This window comes from Streptomyces vietnamensis (assembly GCF_000830005.1).
Classification (GTDB): Bacteria; Actinomycetota; Actinomycetes; order Streptomycetales; family Streptomycetaceae; genus Streptomyces; species Streptomyces vietnamensis.
Window position 1 is genome coordinate 7,237,998 of record NZ_CP010407.1, and the last position, 20,495, is coordinate 7,258,492.

The 20,495-nt window shown below is 72.7% G+C and carries 12 protein-coding genes; 7 read left to right on the forward strand and 5 right to left on the reverse strand.

Annotation, left to right across the window (positions count from 1 at the left end):
• Positions 1-28: 28 nt before the first annotated feature.
• On the reverse strand, positions 29-2,866 hold the full coding sequence (locus tag SVTN_RS32410; RefSeq protein ID WP_078908590.1) for a helix-turn-helix transcriptional regulator: 2,838 nt from the start codon (positions 2,864-2,866) through the stop codon (positions 29-31).
• Positions 2,867-3,071: 205 nt separating this feature from the next.
• Here SVTN_RS32410 and SVTN_RS32415 point away from each other — a divergent pair, with 205 nt between their 5' ends.
• From SVTN_RS32415 to SVTN_RS32440, 6 genes are all read left to right on the forward strand, one after another.
• Positions 3,072-5,861: an AAA family ATPase gene (locus SVTN_RS32415; protein WP_041132279.1), complete on the forward strand. Its 2,790-nt coding sequence runs from the start codon at positions 3,072-3,074 to the stop codon at positions 5,859-5,861.
• A 135-nt stretch (positions 5,862-5,996) separates the two neighbouring features.
• Complete coding sequence (locus SVTN_RS32420) at positions 5,997-8,513, forward strand: galactose oxidase family protein (RefSeq protein ID WP_245727713.1); 2,517 nt, start codon at positions 5,997-5,999, stop codon at positions 8,511-8,513.
• A 204-nt stretch (positions 8,514-8,717) separates the two neighbouring features.
• Positions 8,718-9,422: a VanZ family protein gene (locus tag SVTN_RS32425; RefSeq protein ID WP_041132280.1), complete on the forward strand. Its 705-nt coding sequence runs from the start codon at positions 8,718-8,720 to the stop codon at positions 9,420-9,422.
• 116 nt (positions 9,423-9,538) lie between these two features.
• Entirely contained in the window at positions 9,539-10,234 is a 696-nt protein-coding gene (locus SVTN_RS32430) for a response regulator transcription factor (protein WP_041132281.1), read from the forward strand.
• A complete protein-coding gene (locus SVTN_RS32435) occupies positions 10,227-11,306 on the forward strand; it encodes a sensor histidine kinase (RefSeq protein ID WP_041132282.1) in 1,080 nt (359 codons plus the stop codon). The genes SVTN_RS32430 and SVTN_RS32435 overlap by 8 nt, the downstream gene beginning before the upstream one ends.
• A gap of 233 nt (positions 11,307-11,539) precedes the next feature.
• On the forward strand, positions 11,540-13,207 hold the full coding sequence (locus tag SVTN_RS32440) for a M4 family metallopeptidase (RefSeq protein ID WP_245727715.1): 1,668 nt from the start codon (positions 11,540-11,542) through the stop codon (positions 13,205-13,207).
• A 173-nt stretch (positions 13,208-13,380) separates the two neighbouring features.
• On the opposite strand, the gene SVTN_RS32445 is transcribed toward SVTN_RS32440, so the two are convergent.
• The 4 genes from SVTN_RS32445 to SVTN_RS32460 form a co-directional block, all read right to left on the reverse strand.
• Entirely contained in the window at positions 13,381-15,078 is a 1,698-nt protein-coding gene (locus SVTN_RS32445; protein WP_041132283.1) for an ABC transporter family substrate-binding protein, read from the reverse strand.
• Between the two features lie 85 nt (positions 15,079-15,163).
• A complete protein-coding gene (locus SVTN_RS32450; RefSeq protein ID WP_078908593.1) occupies positions 15,164-17,311 on the reverse strand; it encodes a dipeptide ABC transporter ATP-binding protein in 2,148 nt (715 codons plus the stop codon).
• Complete coding sequence (locus SVTN_RS32455) at positions 17,308-18,159, reverse strand: ABC transporter permease (RefSeq protein ID WP_041132284.1); 852 nt, start codon at positions 18,157-18,159, stop codon at positions 17,308-17,310. The genes SVTN_RS32450 and SVTN_RS32455 overlap by 4 nt, the downstream gene beginning before the upstream one ends.
• A 1-nt stretch (position 18,160) precedes the next feature.
• Entirely contained in the window at positions 18,161-19,144 is a 984-nt protein-coding gene (locus SVTN_RS32460; RefSeq protein ID WP_041132285.1) for an ABC transporter permease, read from the reverse strand.
• Positions 19,145-19,564: 420 nt separating this feature from the next.
• Between SVTN_RS32460 and SVTN_RS32465 the strand changes: the two genes are divergently transcribed.
• The gene (locus SVTN_RS32465; protein WP_041132286.1) at positions 19,565-20,404 is read left to right on the forward strand and encodes a dienelactone hydrolase family protein; all 840 of its coding nucleotides are present in this window, start codon (positions 19,565-19,567) and stop codon (positions 20,402-20,404) included.
• Positions 20,405-20,495 lie beyond the last annotated feature (91 nt).

Here is a 20,495-nt window from a genome sequence, read left to right on the forward strand (position 1 = left end):
GCCTCTCTGGGGGATCGTTCGTCGCACGTCAGTCGTCGTGCAGGAGGTCCCGGAGTTGATGGCGACTGCTGATGCCGAGCTTGGGATAGACGTTGTAGAGGTGCGAGCCCACCGTACGCGGCGAGAGGAACAGCCGCTCGCCGATCTCGCGGTTCGACAGACCGCCCGCGGCGAGCCGCGCTATCTGCTGCTGTTGGGCCGTCAGCTCGGCCATCCGTTCGGCGGCGCCGGAGACGGACGCGGAGACGTCGGCGGCACCCGTCGCGCGCAGCTCGCCGCGGGCCGCGTCCGCGAGCGCCCGGGCGTCGAGCCGCACCGCCACCTCGAGGACCGCGGCCAGCTGGGCGCGGGCCTCCAGGGGCCTTCGGCGCCTGCGCAGCCAGATCGCGTAGTGCAGACGGGCCTGCGCCCGCTCCATCGGCCAGGTGTCCGCGTCGGGGTTGACCAGAGCCAGCCGGAAGTGGTGCTCGGGATCCGCTTCCTCGTCGACGAGGGCGGCCGCATGGTGCAGCAGGAGCGTCATGCGGGTCGTCGGCCGCTCGCCGAGAGCCGCCCGCACCGCGCCGAGGACCCGCGCCGCCTCCTCCCTCCGGCCGGCGCGCTGCGCGGCGGCCGCCAGTTCGCTGATCGACCGTGGGGGCAGGAAGGGGGCGATCGGCGCTCCGTCCTCGCCGAACAGAGCCCTGAAGTGGTGGAACGCCCGCTGCGCGTCCCCCAGGGCCAGTGCGTGGAGGCCGCCGGCGCGCAGCATCCTGGCCCGAGTGGCCTGGTTCTCACCGAGGTTGACGGAGCGCCAGTGGGGGCTGGTGAACGGGATGTCCGGCAGGCTGTCACCGCGCAGCGCGCGCAGCGTCACCTCCAGCGCCTCGAGGTCCAGGCCGACGCGGGTCAACCGGTGCACGACGGCGTCGGAGCGCCCTTCGTCGATCAGGGCCTGGGCCTCCGGCCATCGGCCCATCGCGATGAGGGTGTCCACATGGTTCGCCAGCGCCCACACGCGCGAGCCCCACGCCCCGCAGGCACCCTGCGAGGTGCTCGCCTGCCGGTACAGCTCCGCGCACAGCTCCGACTCGTCGCGGTGGTACGCCACCGAGGCGTCGGCGAGGAGACGGGGCAGGGGAGCCGGGCCGTCGAGCGGTCCGGGCGGCGCGACGGGCGCCCGGCGGGCCGCGCTGCCGTCGTGGGCGTCGATGGACGCGGACACGTACGCTTCCAGGGCCGCCGGCACTCCGGGGCCGGTGAGCCCGGCGACGCAGCCCCGGTCCACGGGCTCGGCGAGTCCGGCGGGCGTGACGGGACCGGAGCGCCCGGCACGGTCGTCCCGCGCCTCGGGCGCCTCCCGGGCCACCTGCCTCGCGCGGTCGAGCAGGCGCGGCAACTCCTCCCGGTGCTCCGGCAGACCGGACTGGTGCGCGATCGCCGCCGCGAGCGCGGTGAGCGCGAAGGACGCGGCGGCGGTACGCGGGGGAGAGTGCCGCCACGTGTCCAGAAGGAGCCCGAACGCCTCCCGCTGGAACGAGAGCAGGGCCAGTGCGCCGGCCATGGCGCAGGCGGCGACGCACCGCAGGTCCGGGTCGCGGTTGACCCGGGAGAACTCCGTGTACAGGTCGCGGACCCACTCGGGATCGCCGAGATCACTCGCCGCCGCCATGGCCGCGGCGAGGCGGCGGGCCCGGTCCTCGTCGCTCCTGCTGAGCCGCGCCGCCCGCTCCAGCGCCTTCGTCGCGGCGAAGCGGTCTCCGCCGTGCAGGGCGTGGACGGCGGTCACCCGCTCCAGGGCGGAGGCCACCGCCTCGTCGGGGCCGATCGAGGCCGCGGCCAGATGCCAGGCCCGGTACGCCGGACTCTGGCCCGCTGCCGCCGCCAGGTCCCGATGGGCGCGCTGCCGCAGCTTCGCGGGCTGCCGGTGGAACGCCGCCGCACGCGTCAGCGGATGACCGAACGCGAGTCGGCCGTCGGCGATGCTGATCAGACCGGCTTCCTCCGCCGGGGTCCACACGGTGAGGTCGTCGGTGCCCAAGGAACCCATCAGCACGGGGAGTTCCTCCTCCCGCAGTGCGGCAGAGGCATGGAGCAGCGCGCGCTGTGTGTCCTGAGGGAGGGCGTCCAGACGCGAGGCGAGCGCCCCCGGGGCCGGGACCGGCCCGGCGCCGACGCGCTTGGCGCGGTTCAGCTCGACGACAGCCAGCGGATTGCCCTCCGCCTTCCGCAACAGCTCCAGTCGGAGCCGCCCCCGAGGCGCGTCCGGCTGCGCGTCCAGGAGCCGGGCCGCCGCCGCGGGGGACAACGGGCCGAGCCGCAGGGCGGGAAGATCGGCAGGGAAGCCGGGCGGGGGAGCCTCGCCGCGCGCGGTGAAGAGCATCGTCACCGCCTGGCTCGTGAGCTGCCGCCGTACGGAGAACAGGACGTCCAAGGAGGCGTCGTCGCAGTCCTCGGCGTCGTCCACCGCCACCAGCACCGGGTTCGTCCGTGCGAGTCGGGTCAACACCGCGAGCGTGACGGCACCGAGCGCACGCCGCTCCTGCGGCCCGGCTCCCGCGCCCGGTTCGAAGGCGGTACGGAGCACGGGCCACCGGTCCTCCGGGAACAGGTCCGGCACGTCCAGGACCGGCAGCAACAGCCGGTGCAGCGAGGTGAAGGGCGCCGGCTCCTCCCCGCCCCAGCCCCGCGCCGCGAGGACCGGGGCCCCGCTCGCCGCGGCCGTCTCCTCGGCGAACCGCAGCAGCCGCGACCTGCCGGTGCCGGTCTCCCCGAGCACGAGCAGAGCCCGCGGCCCGGAACGTACGTCGAGGCAGCGCCGGATCAGGCCGATCTCCTCGTCACGGCCGATCGGCACCGCCGCGCGTCCCGCTTCGAACTCCGTCATCGCACTCCGACTCCCCGAGCGGGGCGGCTCGTCCACGCCCCTGCCGGGATGCTGTCAGGAGGGGGAGCGGGCCGCTTCTGTCATGTGACCAGTCATGCCGGAAGAGGGCCTGGCAGGATGGTGTCAACGCTGTGAACAGGGAGTTCGCGGCCGGCCTCGCTCCACTGGGCGGTCCGGGGCGGCCGTGAGGCGGACGAGGGAGAGCATGGACGTCGGCGCCGTCGAGGCACGCACGCGGGGCATCCGGGGCAGGGCCCGCGAGCTGGAGTGGATCGGCAGACTGGTCGAGGCCGCGGACGGTCCCGGCCCGAAGGTGCTCGTACTGACCGGTGAGCCGGGCGCCGGCAAGACCACCCTGCTGGACCACGCCGTCGACGTGGCCGCGGTCCGCGGCAGGCGGGTGCTCCGGGTCCGCGGCTGCGAGGGCGAGCAGGGCCTCGACTTCGCGGGAGTCCACCAGCTGCTGAGCCCCGTGCTCCGCGACATCGACCGGCTGCCGGCACGTCAGCGCGACGCCCTGCGGCACGCGTTCGGCATGGACGACGGCGCCGGCGACGGCGGGCAGATACCCGAGCCGCTCGTCATCAGGTCCGGCGTGCTCACCCTCCTCTCGGAGGCGGCGACGGAACGGCCCCTGCTCATCGTCGTCGACGACGCCCAGTGGCTGGACGTCGGCTCCCTGGACGTGCTGGCGTTCGTCGCGAGGCGGCTGGAGGGCGAGCGGATGGCCCTGCTGCTCGCGGCACGGGAGGAGTCGGTGCCGGCGCGCTTCGACCGCGACTTCCCCCATCTGGCGACCGGCCCCCTCGACGGGGCGGAGGCGGGTCTCCTCCTCGACGAGCAGCCGAATCCGCCGCGCGGCAAGGCCCGCGCCCAGATCATCGAACAGGCCGCCGGGAACCCGCTCGCCCTCATCGAACTCGCGCGGGCGTTCGCCAAGGGACCGGGCCTCCAGCGTCCCGGCGCGATCGAGGCCCTCCCGCTCACCACCCGCCTCGAGCGCCTGTTCGCGGCCGACCTGCCCGGACTTCCGCAGGAGACCCGCCATGCGCTGCTCCTGGCGGCGGCCGCCGGCACGGACCGGCTCTCCGACGTCCTGCACGCCGTCCCGGGCCTGGACGACCCCGAGGTCTGGCGGCCCGCCGAGGAGGCCGGGCTCGTACGCGTCGAGAACGGCGAGGTCCGGCTGCGCCACCCGCTGATCCGCTTCGCGGTCCACCAGGCCGCGTCCTTCGCCGACCGCCGTGAGGCCCATCTGGCGCTCGCCGCCGCGTTCGCCCACGAACCCGACCGCCGCGCCTGGCACCTGGCCGCGGCGGCGTTCGGCCCGGACGAGGAGGTCGCCGACGCCCTGGCGCAGAGCGCCGAGCGCTCCCGGCGCCGCGGCGGATACGCGGCCGCGGCCACCGCCCTCGAACGGTCGGCCGAACTCACCCCGGACACGGAGCGCCGCGCCGGACGTCTGCTCGCCGCCGCCGTCGCCGCCATGTACGCCGGGTACCCCCAGTGGGTGGGCGAGATCGCGGCCCGCGTGGGCACCCTGACGCACGATCCCAAGCTGCTCGCCGAGGCGTCCCTGTGCGGAGGCTGGTCGCTGGCCGTCACGCTCCGCCATCAGGACGCCCTCGGATTCCTGCTGCCCGTGGCCGAAACCATGGCCACCGCCGCGCCCGCTCTGGCACTGGACGCGCTGGCGACGGCGGCGACCCCCGCCTACAACTCCGGTGACCCCGCGAACCGCGCCGAACTGCAGCGCGTCGGTGATCTGATCCCCCCGCAGCCGGACCGGAGCGGCCGGCTCTGGGCAGACGCGGTCGCCCACCCCTTCACCGACCGGGAGACGCTGCTGCGGCGCCTGCGCGACCTGGCGGGTTCCTCGTGGGAGGAGGGTCCGGTTCTGGATCCCACCATGCTCGGCGAACTCATCATGCTCGGCGCCACCGCGTGGATCCTGGACGAGACCGACCTGTCCATACGGCTCCTCGGCCGGGCCATGGACCACTTCCGCCCGGCCGCCACGGCCGGCACCAACTGCACGGTCACCCAGGCCCTCGCCCTCGCCCTCTTCGACAGCGGAGCATGGACGGCCGCCGGATCAGCCGCCGAGGAGGCGTTCTCCCTGGCCGCGGAAGCGGGGGCGGACAACGTCGCCGTGGGCGCACCGATCCTCCAGGCCACGCTGCGCGCCCTCCGCGGCGACCACACCGGCGCCCGGGAGCGGGCCGCCGAGGCCGTCCGCGGCATCGAACTGCGCAAGTCCCGCAGCCTGTACGTCCGTCACTGCCAGGCCCTCGGCATGGCGGCGCTCGCGGAGGGAGACCACGGGGCGGCGTACGAGCACCTCCGCCGCGTCTTCACCCAGGATTCCACTCCCGCCCCCGTGCACCACCACGCCTCCCTCCACCACCTCGCCGACCTCGCCGCGGCCGCCGTGCGCGTCGGCCAGGCGGACGACGCCCGCGCCGTGCTCCGCGCGGTCGAGGACATCCTGGGCACGCCCCGCTCCAGCCGCCTGGACGCGATCGTGCACCGCGCCACGGCCCTCCTGAGCCCACCGGACGACGCCGAGCCGCACTTCCTCGCGGCCCTCGCCGACCCCGCGGGCGCCCGCTGGCCCTTCGAACGCGCCCTCGCCCAGCTGGACTTCGCCGAATGGCTGCGACGCCGCCGCCGTGCGGCGGAGGCACGTCCGCTGCTCGCGGCCGCCCTGGAGGTCTTCGAACGGCTCGACGCCCGCCCGTGGACCGAGCGTGCCACCGCCGAACTCCGCGCGGCGGGTGTCACCGTGACGGACTCCACCGCCCCGGAGGCCGTGGCCGGCCTGACGCCGCAGGAGCTGCAGATCGCCCAACTGGCGGCCGAGGGCCTGACGAACCGCGACATCGGCGCCCGGCTCTACCTGTCCCCTCGCACCATCGGCTTCCACCTGCACAAGATCTTCCCGAAGCTCGGCATCACGGGGCGTGCTCAGTTGCGGGACGTACTGGGCCGGTGAAACGCATGGAGGAGGGGGCTCCGCGTCCGGTTGGCGTGGGTTCGCGCCAACTCCCCTGTTTCGCGGTCGAGTTGATCCGGTCTGACTTATGTTCTTGGGGTCCGCAGCGGTTCACGGTTCGCCCAGGAGGTCCGATTGCAGTCCAGACGCATCCGAGCCCTTGCCGGAGCATTCCGGCGCTCCCCCCTGCTCGTCGCCTTCGCCCTCGGCTCGCTGCTCGTCGGGCTCACCCCCTGGCTCGGAGTGGCGAGCACGAGGGCGGCGGGGGCCGGCCCGACGCCTCCGCCGGCGCCGCACCACGGCGTGGCACCGGCGAACGCCATGGAGCCGATGGCCCCCGTGCTCGACCGGACCGGATGGACCGCCACCGCGAGCGACGAGGAGACCGTCGGCGAGAACGGCCGCGCGGCCAACGTCCTCGACGGCAGCACGGCCACCATCTGGCACAGCAAGTGGACGGGCACCCCCGCCCCGCTCCCGCACAGCATCACCGTCGACATGCACCGCACGGCGGTGGTCTCGGCGCTCGTCTACAAGCCCCGCGCCACCGGGGCCAACGGGCGCGTCGGTGAGTACCGCATCCACGTGAGCGCCGACGGCCAGAACTGGGGCAGTCCGGTCGCCACCGGCACCCTCGCGGACGACACCGCCGCCAAGACCCTCGGATTCGCCCCGCAGGGCGCCCGGTTCGTCCGGCTCACCGCCGTCACCGAGGCCGGCAACCGCGGTCCGTGGACCTCCGCCTCGGAGATCGACCTCCTCGGCGACCCCGGAACCCCGGCAGCCACCGTCGACCTGCCCCGGACCGGATGGACCGCCACCGCGAGCGACGAGGAGACCGTCAAGGAGAACGGCCGCGCGGCCAACGTCCTCGACGGCGACGCCGCCACCATCTGGCACAGCAGGTACTCCGGGACCGCGGCACCGCTGCCGCACAGCATCACCGTCGACACACACCGCACGACGGCCGTCTCCGCCCTGGTCTACCAGCCCCGCAAGGACGGCCCCAACGGCCGCGCGGGCGCGTACACCGTCACCACCAGCACCGACGGCACCACCTTCGGCGCACCGGTCGCCTCGGGCACCTGGCGCGACGACGACACCGTCAAGACCGCCACCTTCACCCGCGTGAGCAACGCCCGTTTCATACGCCTGACCGTGACCGGCGAGGCCGGCAACCGCGGGCCCTGGACCTCCGCCGCCGAGATACGCCTGAGCGGACCGGCCAACCCGGCCGCCCACGGATCCTGGAGCCGCATCACCGGCTTCCCCCTGGTGCCGGTGGCCACCGCCGTCCTGCCGGGCGACAAACTCCTGGCCTGGTCGGCGTACGCGATCGACCGCTTCGGCGGCAGCAACGGCTACACCCAGACCGCGATCCTGGACCTGAAGACGGGCAGGGTCACCCAGCGCCGCATCGACAACACCGGCCACGACATGTTCTGCCCGGGCATAGCGATGCTCGCCGACGGCCGGGTCCTGGTCACCGGCGGCAGCAACGCGGAGAAGGCGAGCATCTACGACCCGGCCACCGACGCCTGGTCCGCGACCGGCGACATGAACATCGCCCGCGGCTACCAGGCCATGACCCTGCTCTCCACCGGCGAGGCCTTCGTCCTCGGCGGATCCTGGAGCGGAACCGCGGGCGACAAGTCCGGCGAGGTCTGGTCCCCGGACACCGGCACCTGGCGCAAGCTCCCCGGCGTCCCCGCCGTCCCGGCGATGACGGCCGACCCGCGCGGCGCCTACCGCGCCGACAACCACATGTGGCTGTACGCCACCTCGGGCGGCAAGGTGCTCCAGCTGGGCCCGAGCAAGCAGATGAACTGGATCACCACCGGCGGGAACGGGAGCATCACCTCCGCCGGCCCCCGGGGCGACAGCCAGGACGCCATGACCGGCAACGCCGTCGCGTACGACATCGGCAAACTGCTCACCCTGGGCGGCTCGCCCGCGTACGAGAACAAGCCCGCCACCCGGCGCGCGTACACCGTGAGCATCGACGGCGATCGGGCCGAGGCCGCGCGCACGGGCGACATGGGCCACGCCCGCGCCTTCGGCAACAGCGTCGTCCTGCCCGACGGCAAGGTCGCCGTGTTCGGCGGGCAGGCGTACCCCGTGCCGTTCAGCGACGCCACGTCCGTGCTGACCCCCGAGCTGTGGGACCCGGCGACCGGACGCTTCACCCCGCTCGCCAGCATGGCCGTCCCGCGCAACTACCACAGCGTGGCGAACCTGCTGCCCGACGGGCGGATCTTCTCCGGCGGCGGCGGCCTGTGCGGCGACTGCGCCACCAACCACGCCGACGGAGCCGTGTTCACCCCGCCGTACCTCCTCAACGAGGACGGCTCGCCCAAGCCGCGTCCCGTCATCACCGGCGGCGTACCGCCCCGGGCCGCCGCCGGCACCTCGCTCACCGTCACCACCGGGGGGCCGGTGGCCTCCTTCGTCCTGATGCGGGCCGCGGCCGCGACCCACTCCACGGACAACGACCAGCGGCGGGTCCCGCTGGCCTCCACGGCCACGGGGACCGGGGCGTACACGGTGTCCGTCCCGGCCGACAAGGGCGTGGTCCTGCCGGGCACCTACATGCTCTTCGCCCTCGACGCCCACGGGGTGCCGAGCGTCGCCCGGTTCATCACCGTCTCCTGACGGCACGGCACCCCGCTCGTCTCCGCGGCGGTACGGGCTCGCCCGTACCGCCGCGTCACCGTCCACGGCCAGGCGCGGCACCGTGCCGCCGGGAAGGCCGCCGCCCTCCGGCTCGCGCCGGTTCCCCGATGCGAGGGCGTGTATCGCGGGCGTATCGAAAATCGCATACGCCGCCGCAACGGCCCTCCGGTTCCCCTTGGGGGTATGAACCACGACGCATCCCTGCCGGTGCCGCCCCGCCGCTCGCGCGGGATCGCGGTCCTCGCCCTGACGGTCCTCGGTGCGGCGGGCGCCGCGTTCGTCCTGCGGGGGCCGCTCCTGATGTCCGCCCCGAGGTGCATGGCCGGGCGGTGGCACGGTTGCTTCGACACGTTCAACGGCGTGGTGCTCATGACGCTGGTCGCGCTGCCGCTGGCCCTACTGGTGGTGTGGGCGCTGGCGCACCGTCGGCGCGCCGACGGCGTCCCGTGGGCGTGGCGGAGGTCGCTGGCCGAGGTGGGCATGGTCCACGGGACGGTGCCGTTCCTGTGGCTGACCCTGATGCCGGGCGCCGGGGCCGGTGTCGTCCCCGGCCGGGTGAGCCTGGTCCCGCTGCGGGACCTGGCCACCATGGGGGCGCTCGGGATCGTCGGCAACCTGCTGGTCTTCGCGGCGCTGGGGTTCTTCGCCCCGATGCGGTTCGCGGCGGTGGCGTCCGTGCCGCGGGTCCTGGCGCTCGGGGCGGGCTGCTCGGTCCTGGTCGAGACCGCGCAGTACGTCCTCCGCCTCGACCGGGTGTCCTCCGTGGACGACGTACTGGTCAACGCCGCCGGCGCCCTGCTGGCCGCACTGGCCTCGCGCCGCTGGTGGCGCAGTGCGGCGACGGAGCCGTCGGACCGGCCCCGCCCCGCGCCGGCACCGGCGGGCTGAGCCGGGTGTCCGGTGCGTACGCGTCCTCGTACATGTCTCTGTACACGCCCCCGTACACGCTCTCGCGCACGTCCCCGTACACGCCGGCCGCATGCCGTGGTGCTTAGGCTTCGGGCATGCGCGTACTGATCGTGGAGGACGAGCCCTACCTGGCCGAAGCCGTCCGTGACGGCCTCCGTCTCGAGGCGATCGCCGCCGACATCGCGGGCGACGGCGACACCGCCCTGGAGCTGCTCGGCGTCCACTCCTACGACCTCGCGGTCCTCGACCGCGACATCCCCGGCCCCTCCGGCGACGAGGTCGCCCGGCGCATCGTCGCCTCCGGCAGCGGCATCCCGATCCTCATGCTCACCGCCGCCGACCGGATCGACGACAAGGCGTCCGGGTTCGGGCTCGGCGCCGACGACTACCTCACCAAGCCCTTCGAGATGCGGGAGCTCGTCCTGCGGCTGAGGGCGCTCGACCGCAGGCGCGCGTACGCCAGGCCCCCGGTCCGTGAGATCGCCGGCCTGCGGATCGACCCCTTCCGCCGGGAGGTCTTCCGCGACGGACGCTACGTCGCGCTCACCCGCAAGCAGTTCGCCGTCCTCGACGTCCTCGTCGCCGCCGACGGCGGGGTCGTCAGCGCCGAAGAGCTCCTCGAGCGGGCCTGGGACGGGAACGCCGACCCGTTCACCAACGCCGTGCGCATCACCGTCTCCGCACTGCGGAAACGGCTCGGTGAACCCTGGATCATCGCCACGGTGCCGGGTGTCGGCTACCGCATCGACACCGGTCCGGACTCCGTCCACGGCGGCAGTACGCATGCCTAGACGCCCAGGGCTCAGCGTCCGACTGAAACTCACCCTCAGCTACGCCGGGTTCCTCGCCGTCGCCGGCGCCCTCCTGCTGGCCGTGGTGTGGGGGTTCCTGCTGCGCTACGTACCCGACAAGCCGCAGGGCCTTCTCGGGATCTCGCCCAACCGCTACCTCCTCGTGCACACCTTCGCCCCCGCCGCGGCCGTGGCGATGGCCGTCCTGCTCGTCCTCGGCCTCGTCGGGGGATGGTTCCTCGCCGGCCGGATGCTCGCACCGCTCACCCGGATCACGGCCGCGGCACGGGCGGCCGGGGAGGGATCGCTGTCCCACCGGATCCGTATGAAAGGCCGGCAGGACGAGTTCCGTGAACTCTCCGACGCGTTCGACACCATGCTCGAACAACTCGAGTCGCACGTCGCCGAGCAGCAACGGTTCGCCGCGAACGCCTCCCACGAACTGCGCACCCCGCTGGCCATCTCGCAGACACTGCTCGACGTCGCCCGCAGGGACCCCACGCGGGACCGGGACGAACTCCTGGAACGCCTGCAGGTGGTGAACACGCGCGCGATCGACCTCACCGAGGCCCTCCTGTTGCTCAGCCGCAGCGACCGGGGGAACATCCACCGCGAGAGCGTCGACCTCTCCCTCGTCGCCGAAGAGGCCGCCGAAACCCTCCTTCCCCTCGCCGAACAGCGAGGGATCACGCTCGACGTCACCGGCGGAGCGGCACGGACCGGCGGCTCCGCGGAGCTCCTGCTGCGGATGGTGACGAACCTCGTCCAGAACGCCGTCGTCCACAACCTCCCCGCCGGTGGCACCGTGACGGTCCACACCGAAGCCCGGGGCGGGGCGAGCGTGGTGCGGGTCGAGAACACGGGGCATCCACTCCCACCGGAACTGGTGCCGACCCTCACCGAACCCTTCCAGCGCGGAACGCAACGGGCCCGCACCGACGAGCACGCCGGTGTCGGCCTCGGCCTGGCCATCGTGCACAGCATCGTCCGCGCCCACGACGGCACCCTCGACCTCGCCCCCCGCCCCGCCGGTGGCCTCGTCGCCACGGTCCGGCTCCCCGGCACGCCGTAGGACTTTTTCACGAGTGTTGCGGATGTCTGTGTCATCCGTGTCGGTGCGTGTCGGGGCCTTGTCGTTCCCATGAAGAGCAAGGGGGCAAATCCGGCACGAGTACCCGGACCCCCTTTTATGTCACGTGACATGTGCGCGACGGGCTGCGAGTGTCCCTGCCCATCAAGGCAGTCCTCCTTGAACGGGTGGGCGGCGATCCCGCCCAACTCCCCATGACTCTTTGGAGAAACCACATGTCCTCGCTTTCCCCCACAGGCGGCACGGCGCGACGTCTCGCCCTCACCTCCGGCGCCGTCGTCCTCACCGGCACCCTGATCGCCGCCGGCGCCGCCACCGCGTCGGCGGGTGCCGCCCCGAAGCCCTCCGGCGACACGTCCCCCGCGGCCACCGCCTCGTCGCTCGGCCTCGGCGCCAAGGAGAAGCTGGTCGTCAAGGACGTCGTCAAGGACGCCGACGGCACGGTCCACACCCGCTACGAGCGCACCTACGCCGGCCTCCCCGTCCTCGGCGGCGACCTCATCGTCCACCGCGCCGCCGACGGCGCCGTCAAGGACGTCACCAAGGCCGTCAAGGCCGCCATCAAGGTCGCCTCGCTCACCCCGAAGCAGACCCCGACCGCCGCCAAGTCCGCCGCGGTCAAGGCCGCCAAGGTCGCGCGGACCGCGGGTGCCGCCACCGGCGAAGCCCCCCGCAAGGTCATCTGGGCCGCCGACGGCAAGCCCGTCCTCGCCTACGAGACCGTCGTCAGCGGCACCCAGGACGACGGCGTCACGCCGAGCCTGCTGCGCGTCGTCACCGACGCCGACACCGGCAAGAAGCTGTACGAGCAGCAGCTGATCGACGACATAGCCGACGGCATCACCGCCAGGGGCGGCTCCGCGGCCGCCAAGCCGGGCAGCCCCCAGGTCGGCGCGGTCGGCACCGGCGCCAGCCAGTACAGCGGCACCGTCAACGTCAACACCACCACGTCGTCGAAGGGCTTCGACCTCGTCGACACCGTGCGCGGCGGCTCCAGCACCGTCGACTTCCAGCACCGGACGGGCGGCAAGGGCGTCCTGTTCAGCGACGCGGACAACGTCTGGGGCGACGGCACCCCCGGCAACAACCAGACCGCCGCCGTCGACGCCGCCTACGGCGCCGCCAAGACCTGGGACTTCTACAAGGACGTCCTGCACCGCAACGGCATCAAGAACGACGGCCGGGCCCCGGTCTCCCGGGTCCACTACGGCAACGCCTACCAGAACGCCTTCTGGGACGACCAGTCCTTCACCATCACCTACGGCGACGGCGCGAACAACCAGCACCCGCTGACCCAGCTCGACGTGGCCGGCCACGAGTTCAGCCACGGAGTCACCTCCGCCACCGCCGGTCTGCAGTACTCCGGCGAGTCCGGCGGCCTGAACGAGGCCACCTCGGACATCTTCGGCACCGCGGTGGAGTGGAACGCGAACAACGCCCAGGACCCGGGCGACTACCTGCTCGGCGAGAAGATCGACATCTTCGGCAACGGCAAGCCGCTGCGCTACCAGGACCAGCCCAGCAAGGACGGCCGCGGCTCGGCCGACTACTGGAGCGCCGGCGTCGGCAACCTCAACGTGCACTACTCCTCCGGTGTCGCCAACCACTTCTTCTACCTGCTGTCCGAGGGCAGCGGCGCGAAGGACATCAACGGCGTGCACTACGACAGCCCGACCGTCGACGGTTCCACGGTCACCGGCATCGGCCGCGACAAGGCCGTGCAGATCTGGTACAAGGCGCTGACCACGTACTTCACCTCCACCACCGACTACCACGGCGCCCGTGAGGGCACCCTGAAGGCGGCCGCCGACCTCTACGGCGCGGGCAGCGCCGAGGTCCGGGCCGTGGACGCCGCCTGGGCGGGGGTGAACGTCAAGGCCTGAGCCGTACGGCGGTGAACACGGGTGGATGAGGGGCGGTGCTCGGACTACCGGGCACCGCCCCACACGTGTCCGCCCACCAGCCCAGGAAACCGGCACTCCCGAGTCGACCGACACACCTTCGGCCTGTGCCCCCGGACTGATCCGGGGGCACAGGCCGAAGACGCAGGAGAGGTTTACTTCTGCCAGCCCACCGTTTCGGGCAGGGGCGTGCCGAAGATGGTGGCGCCGACGTTGGCCAGGCCGTTCTTGACGCCGTAGATGGACGGGCCGCTGAACAGGGGCAGGTAGCCGTACTGTGCCAGCGCCTTGCGCTCGACGGCGTTGGCCTCGGTCGTCTGCCGGGTGGGGTCGGCGATCGCGGAGACGGCGTGGATCTCCTTGTCGAGTGCGGGGGAGCCGATGCTCACGATGTTGGAGGCGCTGTCGGTGCAGTAGAACTCGCACAGGTAGCGGGTGCCGAACGGGTCCCCGGCGCGGTTGCCGACGAGGAAGATGTCGAAGCTGCGGTCGGTGAGGATCTTGGCGAAGTCGGCCTCGGTGGAGTTCTTGAGGTCCACCTGGATGCCGACCGGCTTGAGCATCTGCACGAGGGCGCCGGCGGTGGCCTTCTCCAGCGGGTCGTCGCCGCGCAGGGTGTAGGTGACGGTGAGCTTCTTGCCGTCCTTCTCCCGGATGCCGTCGGCGCCGGGCTTCCAGCCCGCGGCGTCCAGGGTCTTCCTGGCGCCCTCCGGGTCGTGCTTGATCACGGCGCCGACGTTGTCGGAGTAGCCCTTCTGGAAGCTGAAGAGCAGCAGGGAGCCGGGCAGGGGCTCGCTGTAGTCGCCGAGGCCCTGGAACTGGATCTTGGCGATCTGGGTCCGGTCGATGCTCTCCAGGAGCGCCTTGCGCACCTGTATGTCCTGCAGGTGGGGCGATTTGGCGTTGACGTAGAAGGAGTACGCGAACGGGCTGCCGCCCTGGCGGATCTCGGTGCCCTGGACGCCGGAGAGCCGCTTCAGGCCCTCGGCGTCGCCGGCGGAGGTGTAGTCGATCTGGCCGTTCTTGAAGGCGTTGGCCGCGGCGTCCGACTCCAGGTTGACGTAGACGCGCTTGTCGAGCCTGCCCTTCCTGCCCCACCACTTGGGGTTGCGCACGAAGGTGAGGTCGCCGCCCTTGGCGTCGAACTTCCCGACGGTGTACGGGCCCGCGCCCCACTCGGGGTGGACCTTCTTGACGTAGGCCTCGTTGTATCCGGCGACGGTGGCGGCCTTGGGGTGCAGGAACGTGGTGAACAGGCTCGACCACCAGGGGGCGACGCCCTTGAAGTCGATGACCGCCTGCTTGTCGTCCTTGCCGCGGGTGACCGAGGTGATGTGGCTGTAGCCCTCGGTGTCGGTGGCGTTGTACTTCTTGTCGGCGCCGTTGTTGGCCTGCCAGGTCGCCCTGACGGCCGTCCAGTCGATCGGGGTGCCGTCGTTGTAGGTGGCCTTGGGGTTGAGGGTGAGGACCACTCGCTGGTTCCCGCCGGTGACGCTCACCTTGACGTCGGCGAGGTAGTCGGGGTTGTACTGCGTCTCGCCGGTGGGGGAGTACGTGATGACGTCCGGGTTGTACCAGAACCAGACGCGCTTGGCGGTGAGCGTGGCGTTGGCGTTGAACGGGTTGCCCTGGTCGTCGATGGTGCCGGCGGTGGTGTAGGTGCCGCCCTCCTTGACGCTGTCGTAGGGCTGGGGGTTGTAGTCGACCTTCGCCGAGGCCGCGGCGGGGGCCGCGCCCTTCTCGGAGGCCTTTCCGGCGCCCGGCGTGCCGGGCCCGGAGGCGCTGCAGGCCGAGACGGCGAGCGTGAGGGCCGCGGTGAGGGCGGCTGCGGGGACGGCGATGCTCGATCGCATGCTCGATCGCATGGCGGAGTGGATCCTCATTCCTTCATGGGGGGCGACACCATGGGGTGCGGTGTCGGCGTGATGGGGCCCGATGTCAGCGGGCGTGGCAGGCGTGGCGGTGGCCGGTGCCGGGTGCCGCCGGGCCCAGGGCGGGCCGTTGCGTACGGCATCGCTCCCGCAGCCCGTCGTCGAGCAGCCGGTACAGCGGGCAGCGGTCGACGAAGACGCAGCCCTGGGGGAGGTTCGACGCGCTCGGCTGGTCGCCTTCGAGCACGATCCGCTCGCGGGAGCGCTCGTGCCGCGGGTCGGGCACCGGGATGGCCGAGAGCAGGGCCTCGGTGTACGGGTGCCGGGGGTTCGCGAAGAGTGCCTCGGTGCTGCCGGTCTCGACGATGTGCCCGAGGTACATGACCGCGATGCGGTCGGCGAAGTGCCGCATCACGGCCAGGTCGTGCGCGACGACCAGGTACGCCAGGCCGAGTTCGCGCCCCAGTCGGGCGAGCAGGTTGACGACGCCCGCCTGCACGGACACGTCCAGGGCCGAGACGGGCTCGTCCAGGACCACGATCCGGGGTCGGGTCGCCAGGGCGCGGGCGATGCCGACGCGCTGGCGCTGCCCGCCGGAGAGGGCCCCGGGGAAGCGGTCCGCCATCGAGGCGTCGAGACCGACCATGCCCAGGAGTTCGGCCACCCGGGCCCGGATCGCCGTCCGGTCGACGCCGACCGCTTGCAGCGGTTCGGCGAGCAGCTGGAAGACCGGGAGCCGCGGGTCGAGGGACCCCATGGGGTCCTGCATGACGATCTGCACCGCGCCGCGGAGCTCCCGCAGCCGCTCGGCGGAGCCGGAGCCGGAGTCGGAGCCGGAGCCGGAGCGGGAACGGGAACGGGAGCCCGAGCCGAGGTCGGCGACGTCCGTGCCCGCGATCTCGATCCGGCCGCTCTCCGGCGGCCTGAGCCGCAGGATCTCCAGGAGCGTGGTGGTCTTGCCGCTGCCGGACTCGCCCACTAGGCCCAGGGTTTCGCCGGCCCGCAGCTCGAAGTCGACGTCGCTGACCGCGTGGAGCGTGCCGACGCGGCGCTTGAGGAACGCGCCCTTGGTGACGGGGAAGGTCTTGCCGAGGCCCGACACCCGCAGGACGACCTCCCCGGGAGGGGCCTCCGGGGTGTCCGGGGCCTCCGGCGCGGGGAACAGCGCCTCCGCCGTCAGCCGGCCGTCGGCGATCTCGTCCGCGCGCAGGCAGGCGACGTCCCCGTGCCCGGCGACGGGTGTCGCCGCCGGTTCCCGCGTACGGCAGGCGTCGAGCACGGCGGGGCACCGGTCCGCGAAGGGACAGCCGGTCGGAAGCGACGCCGGCGACGGGGGTTCGCCCCCGATCGGCACCAGCGGGCGGTCCTTCGGGGCGTCGGGGCGGGGCACCGCGCCGAGCAGGCCGATCGTGTACGGCATGGTGGGCCGCCGGAACAGCTCGTCGGCGCCCGCCCGTTCCACGATCCGCCCGGCGTACATCACGGCGACCTCGTCGGCGTATCCGGCGACGACACCGAGGTCGTGCGTGATCAGCACGACCCCCGCGCCGGTCTCGGCCTGCGCGGTCCGCAACACGTCCAGGATCTGGGCCTGCACGGTCACGTCGAGGGCGGTGGTGGGCTCGTCGGCCACGATGACGGACGGCGCGTTCGCCATGGCCAGGGCGATGACGACGCGCTGGCGCATCCCGCCGGAGAACTCGTGCGGGAACGACCGTGCCCTGCGCCGCGGTTCGGGTATGCCGACCAGGTCGAGCAGTTCGACCGCACGGTTCCACGCCGCCTGCTTCGTGAGGTCCTGGTGCACGCGCAGCGCGTCGGAGAGGAGCCGGCCGACCGAGTGGATCGGGGTCAGCGCGGACAGCGGGTCCTGGAAGACCATGCCGATCTCCTTGCCGCGCACCCGGGACAGCCGGCGGTCGTCCAGACCGACGAGGTCGCGGCCGCCGAGCAGCACCTCGCCCGACACCCGGGCGGTCGGCGGCAGCAGCCCCATGATGCCCATCGCGGTCGCGGACTTGCCCGACCCGGACTCGCCGACGATGCCGAGGGTCCGGCCGGGCAGCACGTCGAAGCTGACCCCGCGCACCGCCTCGACGGGTCCCGTCTCGGACGGGAAGGAGATCCGCAGGTCCCGCACCGACAGGACGGGCGTCAGCGCGGTGTCGCGCGAGGGCGACTCGGGGGCAGGAGCAGGAGGAAGGGTGAACGTCATCGTGCGCCTCCCGAGGCCGCCGATACGGAGGTGGGGTCGAGGGCGTCCCGCAGCCCGTCGCCGACGAGCGTCATCGACACCGTGAGCAGCACGACGAGGCCGGCGGGGAACGCGAACAGCCACGGGGCGCTGGTGATGGTGCCGGAGCCGTCGGCGAGCATGGTGCCCAGCGACACGTCGGGGGTCTGGACGCCGAAACCGAGGAACGACAGGGCCGTCTCGCTGAGGACGGTGGCGACGATCCCGAGGGTCAGGTTGACCACGAGGAGGGAGCCCAGGTTGGGGATGATGTGCCGCAGCACGATCCGCCACGGCCGTACTCCCATGAACTCGGCGGCCAGCACGTAGTCGCGTTCGCGCAGCGACGTGGACAGCGACCAGACGACGCGGGCGGTCGTCATCCAGCCGAAGACGGTGAGTACGAGGATCAGCACCCGCCAGTCGCCGGCGAGCCGGTGCGAGACGAGGGCGAGGATCAGGAACGACGGGACCACGAGCAGGAAGTGGATGACCGCCAGGGTCAGCTTCTCCACCCTGCCGCCGAGGTACGCGGCTCCCGCGCCGATCAACGCGGCGAGGACGATCGTCAGCACCGACACGCTGACGGCGATCACCAGCGAACGCCGCAGACCGTGCACGGCCTCGGCGTACACGTCGTTCCCGCCCTGGTTGGTGCCGAACCAGTGGGCCGCGCCCGGCGGTTGGGTGAGCGCGGTGAAGTCCGCGTCGGTGTACGCGAAGGGCGAGAACAGGCCGCCGAGCACACTGAACAGCACCAGGAGCACGAAGAGCGCCACGCCGAGCAGGGCCCCGCGATTGCGGCCGAAGCGCCGCAGGTACAGCGTCACGTCAGCTCACCCGCACCCGTGGGTCGAGGAGGACGACGGCGATGTCGGCGAGGATCGCGCCGATCGCGGTCATGGCCGCGCCGAACGCCGCCACCGCGACGGTGCCGTGCACGTCGTTCTTGCCGATGGTCTGGATGAAGTACTGGCCCATGCCGTTCCAGCCGAAGACGGTCTCGGTGATGACCGCGCCCGTGAAGACGGCGGGGATGCCGAAGGCCACGGAGGTGGCGGTCGGGATCAGCGAGGCGCGCAGCGCGTGGCGGCGGATCGCCTGGGCGCGGGTGAGGCCGGTGGCGCGCGCGGTGCGCACGTAGTCCGAGCCGATGGCGTCGAGCAGCAGCGTGCGCTGGGTCAGGTGATAGCCCACGTACCCGAGGAGCGTCAGGCTCAGCGTCGGCAGGACGAGGTGCTGCACCCGGTCGACCACCGTGGGCAGCAGGCCCTCGACGGTCGGGGACTTCTCGCCCGCGACGTACAGGAAGCGCAGCCCGAGGCTCTGGTTGAGCCAGATCCCGAGGAGGACGACGGCCAACGCGGCGACGGCGGTGGGGATGTTGAACAGGAACACCGACACCAGCTGCGTGATCCGGTCCCACCAGCCGTACTGCCGGGACGCGGTGGACACGCTCAGACCGACACCGACGAGCACCGACAGGAGGGTGGCGGCGGTGACCAGCTGGCCGCTGACCAGCACCCGGAAACCGATCTCGCCGTTGACCGAGGCCCCGACCGGGGACTTCCCCCAGTCGAAGTGCAGCACCACGTCGCTGAACCAGTGCCACCACCGGTCCACCAGCGGCACCCGGGGGTCGAGGTTGTAGGGCGCCAGGGCCTGGTCGATCTCCGCCTCGGTGCGGACCGGGCGGGTGTCCTTGTAGTTGGACCTCGGGTCGAGGAACCAGGCGGCGAGTACGTACGTGACGTTGGTGGCGACCACGATCATGGCCAGCCAGCCGGCCGTCTTGCGCATCACGTGACGGAGCACGACCCCGCCTTCCCGCGCGCCGGAGTGAGGGCGGCGGTACGAGGTGCGGCGGTGTGGGCCGTACGGAGGGCCGGCGGGGGTGTGCCGGTTCTGGGCATGCTCGACGTGCTTTCTGAGGGGGGTGGAAAGGCGCAGCCGATCCGGGCGGCGCTGCGCTCGCGGTGCGATGCGGGCTCGATGCCTCTGAATGCCTCTGAATCGGAGGAGGGCGATCCCGACTTCGAGTCATTTTGTTGTCATGATCCGCACCGTGGGAAGTATTCGCAGGTGCCTGTCATGTGACTGCAAGGCGCACGTCACAATCGCCCGCCGACGAACTCCGCCCGTTCGAAAGGGGTGGGGGCGGCTACCGGCGGGTAACGTGTCGCGTGCCGGCATGCCCGCACGGACGGCGATCCCCTTCCGGGAACTGGAGGACACGTGCCCGACGACGCCTTGTCGGATTTCACCCGTGAACGCTTCACGCACCGGGGGAGTACGCACCGGGTGCTGCGCTCCGGCACCGGCCCGGCCGTGATCGTCATGGCCGAGATCCCGGGCATCACCCCGAAGGTCGCCCGGTTCGCGCGCCGGGTCCGGGACATCGGCTGCACCGTCGTCCTGCCCGACCTGTTCGGCACCGCGGGGCGCGATCCCGACCCGAAGGCGCACGGGTGGGCGGGGGCCGCGGGCACCGGCCTGCGCGCGGCCGTCCAGGTGTGTGTCAGCCGGGAGTTCACCCTGCTCGCCGCGGGCCGGACCTCTCCGGTCGTGGACTGGCTGCGTGCCCTGGCCGCCCAGGAGCACGAACGGTGCGGCGGCCCGGGCGTCGGTGCCCTGGGGATGTGCCTGACCGGCGGTTTCGCCCTGGCCATGGCGACGGACGAGCGCCTCCTCGCGCCCGTGCTCTGCCAGCCGTCCCTCCCGCTGGCCGTGACGGACCGCAACCGCCGCTCGATCGACATCTCACCCGAGGACCTGCGGACCGTCCGGCGGCGCTGCGCCGAAGGCCTGACCGTCCTCGGGCTGCGCTTCCGCGGCGACCGCCTCGCCCCCGGAGCGCGATTCGCCCACCTGCGCGAGCAGTTGGGGGACGCCTTCGTCGGTGTGGAGCTCGACGACGACGCGGCCAACCCCGACGGCCTGATGCCGCCCCACTCCGTCCTGACGGAGCACCTCGTCGACGAACCCGGCCAGCCCACCCGTCAGGCACTCGACCAGGTCCTCGACCTCTTCCGGCGGCGCCTCCTCGAACCGACCGGGACCCCCGCGTCCGGCTGACCGCCGAGCCCGGCCCGCAGGAGGTGCGCGAAGGCAGGCGGAATCGGTGCGGAGGACAAGCCCGTTGCGGCGCCGCACGGGGTGTGAGTGC